Origin of the sequence: Emticicia sp., assembly GCF_043780375.1 — a bacterium.
GTDB lineage: Bacteria > Bacteroidota > Bacteroidia > Cytophagales > Spirosomataceae > Emticicia.
Genome location: NZ_JAYWCU010000268.1, coordinates 22,525 through 30,742 on the forward strand (window position 1 = coordinate 22,525; position 8,218 = coordinate 30,742).

Here is an 8,218-nt window from a genome sequence, read left to right on the forward strand (position 1 = left end):
ACGCAATGAATAAATCGCTATATTTTTCAAGGTTTCTCATCATTTTTATCTTGCTGGGTACAACAAGTTCTTTTGCTCAAAAAACCAAACAAATATGGTTGGATGATTTAGGCATTAAATCATTTTCAGAAGGTATTCCCGCAGTTTTACCAAAAACAAATGCGGCTGGCGATTCAATCAAAATAAAAGGAATTTATTATAATAGAGGCGTAGGCGTAAATTCTACAAGTGTACTGTCCTTTTATTTGAATGGCAATGCTACCGAATTTTCTGCTGTTGTCGGTGTAGATGATAAAGGTTATAGAGGTTTAGCACATAAGTTTTATGTAATTGGCGATAGAAAAGTGCTGTTTGAAAGCGGGGAAATGAAATTGGGAGACGAACCCAAAAAGGTAAAAGTTGATTTGAATGGTATCAAACGCTTAGGGCTTTTGGTTTTGGTCGATATGGGTGTTAATAAAACTTATTCCAATTGGGCAAATGCACAGCTTGTGATGAACGATAATTTTATTCCACAAAATATACCTAATTCAGACGAAAAATATATTTTAACTCCCCAACCAACTAAAATTCCTAAAATCAATTCTGCTAAAATTTTCGGAGCAAGACCCAATAATCCATTTCTTTCTACAATTGCCGCAACGGGACAACGACCGATGAATTTTTCGACAAAAAATTTACCAAAAGGGCTATCTCTTGATGCTAAAACAGGTATAATTACAGGGAAAGTTGTTCAAAAAGGCAAATATTCAACCATTCTGAAAGCCAAAAATGAATTGGGGGAAGCCACAAAAGTGCTTAAAATAGTTATTGGCGATACAATTGCACTCACACCACCAATAGGTTGGAATGGGTGGAATTCTTGGGCAAGAAATATTGACCAAGAAAAAGTAATTGCCTCAGCCGATGCTATGGTGAAAATGGGTTTAAGTCAACACGGTTGGACTTACATTAATATTGACGATGCTTGGCAAGGACAGCGAGGCGGACAATTCAATGCCATTCAAGCTAACGAAAAGTTTCCAAAATTCAAGGAAATGGTAGATTATGTGCATGGTTTAGGTTTAAAAGTGGGCGTTTATTCTACGCCAATGATTACGAGTTATGCTGGCTATATTGGCGGTTCATCTGACTTTGAAAATGGAAAAATAACTGATTCTATCAAAAACAATAAACGTGCTTTTCGGTATGTTGGAAAATATAGATTTGAAAAAAACGATGCCCAACAAATGGCAGCATGGGGAATTGATTATCTGAAATATGACTGGCGAATCGAAGTGCTTTCGGCAAAAAGAATGTCAGAGGCTTTAAAAAATTCGAGTAGAGATATTGTTTATAGTATTTCCAATTCTGCTCCTTTTTCTAATGTTAAAGATTGGGTTCAATTGACCAACACCTACCGCACTGGTCCTGATATTAGAGACTCTTGGCTGAGCCTTTTCGTTTCAGCTTTTACGCTCGACAAATGGAGTCCTTATGGTGGTCATGGGCATTGGTTAGACCCCGATATGATGATTTTGGGTAATGTTACCACAGGTACAAGTTTGCATCCTACCCGACTTACACCAAACGAGCAGTACAGTCACGTGAGCTTATTTAGCTTGCTATCAGCACCTTTGCTCATTGGTTGTCCGATTGAACAATTAGATGCTTTTACTTTAAATTTATTGACCAACGATGAAGTGATTGAAATCAATCAAGACCCTTTAGGAAAATCTGCCAGACTTTTATTGGAAGAAAATGGCGTGCAAGTTTGGCAAAAGCCTTTAGAAGATGGCTCGTTTGCTATTGGTTTGTTTAATGTGGCAGATTTTGGCAAAACACCCGAAAGTTATTTTCGTTGGGGCGATGAAAAAGCAAAATCCTTTATATTTGATTTTAATAAAATTGGCTTGAAAGGAAAATACAAATTGAGAGATGTTTGGCAACAAAAAGATATAGGCGAATTTAATGATTCATTCAAAACCGAAATTCGGCATCACGGAGTTTTTTTGTTGCGAATGTTTCCGAAAAAATAAAAATATTACATTATTTGTGGTTAAAATTAATAAAGTAATTTGTATAAAAACTCTTTAATGTATTATGACTAAGAATAAACCGTTTAAAATAGCATTTTTCTCAACCTTAATCCTTTCTATTTTCATTGTTGGATTTCGAATAGTTTCTTTTAACGAACCAAAAATTTCACTCGATAATTATAAAATTGAAGAAGGATTTGAGTTAAGTATAATAGCCTCCGAACCTTTTCTGAAAGCACCCGTAAGCATAGACTTTGATAATAAAGGTCGTATGTGGGTAGTAGAAATGATTGGTTATATGCCTAATCTCGAAGGTATTGGGGAAGAAGAACCCAACGGCAAAATTTCCATTTTAGAAGATTTGGATAAAGATGGCGTGATAGACCATTCTAAAGTATTTTTGGATAAACTCGTTTTACCAAGAGCATTGGCTCATGTCTATGGAGGGCTGTTATACGTAAATGGTCCAAAACTCTGGTTTGTAGAAATAAAAAATGACAAGCCAGGTAAAAAAATGTTGGTTGACCCAGTATATGCCGAAGGCGGAAATGTAGAACATTCATCCAACGGATTAATGATGAACATTGACAATTGGATTTATAATGCTAATTTAAATTTTAGGTATCAGTTGAGAAATGGTAAATGGCTGAAAGAACCAACAAGCTATCGGGGACAATGGGGAATTACAAAAGATAATTTTGGAAGACTATATTATAACAGCAACGCCACTCAACTAAAAGGAGATTATGTATTGCCTAATAAAGTGATTCGGAATAAATACTTTAAGCCATTAATTGCTGAAAATCAAAAATTGACCAATGATAAGGTATATCCTATACATCAAACTTCGGTCAATAGAGGATATCAAAAAGGAGTTTTAGACGAAAAAGGATTTTTGATAGATGTAACTGCTGCGTGTGGACCAATGGTTTATAGAGGGGCAGCTTTTCCTGATTCTTATAATCAAAATGCTTTTGTTTGTGTTCCCGAAGCTAATCTAATTAAACGAAATATTCTAAATTTCAACAATATTCAAACAACGGGCGGTCAAGCCATCGAAGGTAAAGAATTTATTGCTTCTACAGATGAAGGTTTTCGTCCAGTAAATTTGTTTAATGGTCCCGATGGTGCCATGTATGTGGTTGATATGCACAGGGGTATTATTCAACACAAGGCTTATATTTCACAATATCTCACTGAACAGCTCGCTGGAAAAAAATTGGATACTTTACAAAATGCTGGGCGTATATTGAAAGTAACAAGTAAAGAGAAAAATCTTTATACAGTATCTGACTTATCGAAAGCATCAAGCAAAGAATTGGTAGCATTACTCAGCCATCCAAATGGCTGGTTAAGAGACCGTTCACAACAATTATTGATTCAAAAGAAAGACCTTTCGGTGAGCAAAGAGTTAATCAATTTAGCCAAAAGTAGTAATGAAGTTTCAACTTCTATTCATGCACTTTATGTTTTAGAAGGCTTAAATTTTCTTTCTTTTGAAATCTTAAGTGATATTGTAAAATATTCAAAACAGCCCGAAACCATTGCTCATGCTTTGGGTCTTTTAGAGCGATTTGCAGCCATACAAAATGTGCCTAAAATGAAAGCCATAAGCACTCAATTATTGGCTCAAAATAATGAAACAATAGACCTTTACCTGTCAATGTCGATAAATGTTTGGCTTAAATTGTCAGATGCTACTTTTTTGCCAATTCTCTCAGAAATAGACAAGAAATATGCTAATCAGAGAATATTTCAAGAAGCAATTGCCAGTAGCCTTGATGGTAAAGAAGAGCTATATCTCAAAACTATGAATCCAAATGCAATTCTAAAAAACAATTTAACATTAGCAGTAAGAAATCATCAGAAAAAAGAATTAAACTCAATTTATGTAAGTGAAAAAAACGCAGTAGATAACCGAACAAAGGGCTTGAAATTATTCAGAACCATTTGCTCTACTTGCCATGGTGCCGATGGCAAGGGTATTCAAGATTTAGCACCGCCACTCAAAGGCTCCGAATACATTGATGGCTCAATGAAACGACTGGCTTCTATCATTTTGCACGGTATAAGTGGGCCGATTCATGTAAATGGGAAGTTGTACCAATTAAATAATGATATGCCAGGTCTAATTAGTAACAGCTCAATAAGCGACCAAGATATAACCGATATTATAAGATTTACGCAAAATGCTTTCGCTAAAGAAGGCAAAGGAATTACTGTTGATGATGTAAAAAAACAAAGAGAAAAAAAACCTGTTGGCGGCGGACTTTTCAACGAAAAACAATTACTCGAAGGTGATTTTGAAAAGTTATAGAGTTAATCAAATAATCGTTTTAAAAAACAAACAATGACAAAAAAGATAATATTTTACTTGATAATTTGTATTTTTTTGAGCTTTTCAAAGGATATAAAAGCGACAAATCCTTTTAAAAAAGAGGAAATGTTTTCTCAAAAATACACATATAAAACATTATCGCCCTACCAAAAACAACTATTTGATGATTTCGTGGAAGAACAAATGCCCAAAGGTTCGGCATTGAAATTAGATGAAAACACGGGAACAAGAGGCATCATGCGACTGGCTTGTGCATTATTTTATAGAAATAAAGCGGGTGATGTAGAAAATGCTGTGAAAATTATTAAATGGATTTTTACACTTCAAAATTTGGACGAAAAGAGCAAAGATTACGCAGTTTGGAGAGGAAATGGCAAGTCGAGCGAAAACTACGACCAAAATATGCGTGAGTTTATCGGTACTGATTTGATAAGCATATACCATAAATATAAGCAAAAACTCCCCGAAGACGTACGAAAAGAAATGGAAGTTTGTTTGATTCGTACCGTTAAAGGGGCATTGATGCGAAACGTAAACCCTGATTATAACAATATCTCTATCATGAGTTCATTTATGATGGAATACGTTGGCACTGAATTTAATATCCCTGAATTTAAAAATGCAGGTTTAGTGAAAGCTAAAGCCATTTATAATAATTTTTTAAAATACAATACACTCTGCGAATACAACTCGCCTACCTATTATGGTGTAGATTTTGTGGGTTTGGCACTTTGGCGAGAATTGTCGTTTTCAAGCGAAATGAAAGCCATGAGTAAAGTACTTGAGAAGGCGTTATGGTTAGATGTAGCTACTTTTTACAACGCCAATCTTCAAAATATCTCAGGCCCATATTTGAGAGCGTATGGCATTGATATGAAAAAATCGCACGCAATTGTGGGTACTTGGATAGCAATGGCAATTAATAACCCAAGAATCGCCACTATTCCAGGTAAAAATGGTGTGCACCTTGAGCTTGAATTTATTGTGCCAATTGTGGAAATGGGAATTTCGATGCCTATGAAAGCTTTGGCACAATTTAAGAAATTTGATGCCCCGAGGTTTATTACACGAACTACGTCAAATTACTATGAAGGCGATAGATTGAAAAAAGTAACTGCATATATTCAGAAAGATTGGATGATGGGAGGACTTTGGGGAAATAGAAAGGTTTCGCTTATATTAAAAACGGGTACAATGCACTGGAAGGCTGAAAATGGTGATATTGGATGGCTTTTTGTGCCAGGCGAAGGTAAAACCAATGTAAAAGTCGATGAAACGAAAATGGAAATCTATTTGGCTGATACGCTCGCCAAAACGTTCCAGATTTATGTTTATTCAAAAAATATTACTCCAGAAAACCTTAGGGAAACCGTCTGGAAATTGCCCAACATGACATTAGGAATAAAAACCGACCTAAATATCCTAAAAACCGAAATCTTATCCCAAGCGATGATTGATTCAGAAGGCGTTGGCACAAAAGATTATCCTTTTATAATCAATGTGGTTTATGAAATTCCTGCAAATTGGGATATTACAAAGCCTTTAGTAGAAATCATTCCCAAAAAATAAGCTTAAACTTTATGACTAAGCATTTATTTTTCAAACTATTAATCAAATCACTCATTTTCACCATTGGAATGTTAGTGATTTGGGCAGTTTTAAATACTTTGCTCGATGGACGTATTTGGGAAGGTATGACCGTCAGCAATTCTGCACTGAAAGTTGAATATTGCGAGTTTAATAACGTGAGCGACCTTTTTCATCAAAAGTTCAATACCTATTCTAACTTGGCTTATTTCTTTTTTGGAGTACTGGTTTTTCAAATTGGTTTAAATGACTTTAAAACCAATAACAATCAAAATAGGCTCGAACAATTTCCCGCACTATCAGTCCTTATGGGAAGTTGTTTAATTCATTTGAGCTTTGGAAGTGCCTTTTTTCATGCTTCGCTTACATACATCGGCCAAAGAGTAGATATGAATGGAACCTATAGCATTTCTATTGTATTATTAGGAATTGCTCTTTACCATGTTTTTACTAAAATTGAGTTTTCTGATAAGGTCAAAAAAGTTCGGATTACATTTCTTATCCTAACCATTTTTGCTTTCATAAAAATTGCTTTGTTGATATCAAGCACCAAGTTTTTGTTGGGCATGATTTTAATTCAAACGCTGTTGGTTTTGATTATTTATTTTCAAAACAGAAAAGAAAAGTCATTAATTTTAGCAATTTCAAGTCTTATTTTAATGATAATTGCAGTGAAAATTCGTACTTTAGACGTACAAAAAATAGACTGCAACCCACATTCTTTTTATCAAGGTCATGCCATTTGGCATCTGTTAACGGCTTTAAGCAGCTTTTTTAGCTACGCCTTTTTTAGATTTTCAAAACTCAACCTTGAAAGTTTTCAGATTATTTGAAACTCATTTCTTATTCAAATATTCCAACGATAAAACCATCAGTTTTTCAGCTGCCGTCTTTGATTTTAAGATTGTAAAATCACGAGAAGTGTTATCGCCAACTTCATAAACCAATGCCTCTGCGTTAAACTCTCTGTTAAAAAATGCCTTTGAAATGACACCCGAAGCAGGTTTACTTCCTCTTGCATTTACTTTATAATCGGGAATTGCTTTTTCTAAAGCCTCAAACCAATGTTTTATCAATCCATCCATATTTGTTGGATTTTCGGTCGAATTGGTATATATACCATGGACTTGGATTAATAAATGCCAAATAAATTGAATATTTTATTCATTTCGAATCAAAAATTTAGAATATAATGCGATAAAGTTTGAAGCCAAAAGTATAAATAAATTTTCAACTCCCATGTTTTCTTTTTTACTTTGAAATAAAAAATATAAATGGCAACCCAAGATAGAAGTCAAGACGCCAAAGATACGAATTGGCAATCGTTGAAAGACGGTAAGCCAGAGGCGTTGTCTGCCCTATTTCATCAATATTACAAATCAATTTTTCAATATGGTCAAAAACTCACTAATTATAACACAGAATTAACAAAAGAGATAATTCAGGATTTATTCTTTAAACTATGGGAACGGCGAGCTACTTTGGGCGATGTCCAATCGGTAAAAGTTTATATATTTACTGCATTTCGAAGAGAATTAATTGATAAAGAAAGACGCTTGGATGTTGAAGAAGGATATTTAGCATCATTAAATTTGAATGATTATGAGGAAGACTCGCCTGAGGATCTTCTTTTGATTGAAGAAAAAGAGTTATCTGATGCTCAAAAAATAAAAAAAGCTATGATTAAGCTTCCAAAGCGAATAAAAGCGAATAAAAGAAGCTATTACATTAAGGTATTTTGAAGAAATGGAATACACTGAAATTGCTGAAATTATGAATTTGAAAGAGCGTACAGTTTATAATTTTGTGCATGACGGGATAGGTCTTTTAAGAAAAGAGCTAACTCTCATATTTGTATGCTTGAATTTATAAAAAATAGACATTCTGAACACTAATTTATATTAACATTCGTGTGTTCGACCTTTGCAAAAAACACGATATGTAATACTCCAAAGTAGGCCTAAACGAACGACAATACTTACCAGCCTAAGTGTTGAGCAATTCGATTTAGAGGATTCTATGGCAAATAATGGCGTCGCCCGAGCGATGGATTTATATTTTATCTCCTATTTTAGATAAATCTATTGACAAATATGCTACAAAAGCACATAAAGAGCAGGGAAAATTTGGAAAAGATGATACAAGTTAAAAATATCTACAATTAACACCCCAACAAGTAGGTTGTCCAAAGAGCATAAAAAAATTCTTTCATATTTTTGTAGTGCGAAAACAAAAATAAAGAAAGAATTAGATGTCCAAAGAACACCTTGATATA

At 34.2% G+C, this 8,218-nt stretch carries 7 protein-coding genes; 6 read left to right on the plus strand and 1 reads right to left on the minus strand.

The genetic code is table 11. From position 1 onward, the window contains the following. Window positions 1-5 precede the first annotated feature (5 nt). From ACH2CJ_RS19750 to ACH2CJ_RS19765, 4 genes are all read left to right on the plus strand, one after another. The gene (locus ACH2CJ_RS19750) at window positions 6-2,018 is read left to right on the plus strand and encodes an NPCBM/NEW2 domain-containing protein (RefSeq protein ID WP_394995705.1); all 2,013 of its coding nucleotides are present in this window, start codon (window positions 6-8) and stop codon (window positions 2,016-2,018) included. 64 nt (window positions 2,019-2,082) lie between these two features. Then, on the plus strand, window positions 2,083-4,335 hold the full coding sequence (locus ACH2CJ_RS19755; protein ID WP_394995707.1) for a c-type cytochrome: 2,253 nt from the start codon (window positions 2,083-2,085) through the stop codon (window positions 4,333-4,335). Window positions 4,336-4,461: 126 nt separating this feature from the next. After that, window positions 4,462-5,925: a hypothetical protein gene (locus ACH2CJ_RS19760; RefSeq protein WP_394995709.1), complete on the plus strand. Its 1,464-nt coding sequence runs from the start codon at window positions 4,462-4,464 to the stop codon at window positions 5,923-5,925. Between the two features lie 11 nt (window positions 5,926-5,936). After that, window positions 5,937-6,776 carry a ceramidase domain-containing protein gene (locus ACH2CJ_RS19765; protein ID WP_394995711.1) on the plus strand — a complete coding sequence of 280 codons (840 nt, stop codon included), beginning with the start codon at window positions 5,937-5,939 and terminating at the stop codon, window positions 6,774-6,776. A 3-nt stretch (window positions 6,777-6,779) separates the two neighbouring features. Here the strand turns inward: ACH2CJ_RS19765 and ACH2CJ_RS19770 are convergent, their stop codons facing one another. Next, window positions 6,780-7,028: a hypothetical protein gene (locus ACH2CJ_RS19770; RefSeq protein ID WP_394995714.1), complete on the minus strand. Its 249-nt coding sequence runs from the start codon at window positions 7,026-7,028 to the stop codon at window positions 6,780-6,782. 189 nt (window positions 7,029-7,217) lie between these two features. Between ACH2CJ_RS19770 and ACH2CJ_RS19775 the strand changes: the two genes are divergently transcribed. Next, window positions 7,218-7,685: an RNA polymerase sigma factor gene (locus tag ACH2CJ_RS19775; RefSeq protein ID WP_394995716.1), complete on the plus strand. Its 468-nt coding sequence runs from the start codon at window positions 7,218-7,220 to the stop codon at window positions 7,683-7,685. A gap of 4 nt (window positions 7,686-7,689) precedes the next feature. Beyond that, a complete protein-coding gene (locus ACH2CJ_RS19780) occupies window positions 7,690-7,815 on the plus strand; it encodes a hypothetical protein (RefSeq protein WP_394995719.1) in 126 nt (41 codons plus the stop codon). Window positions 7,816-8,218 lie beyond the last annotated feature (403 nt).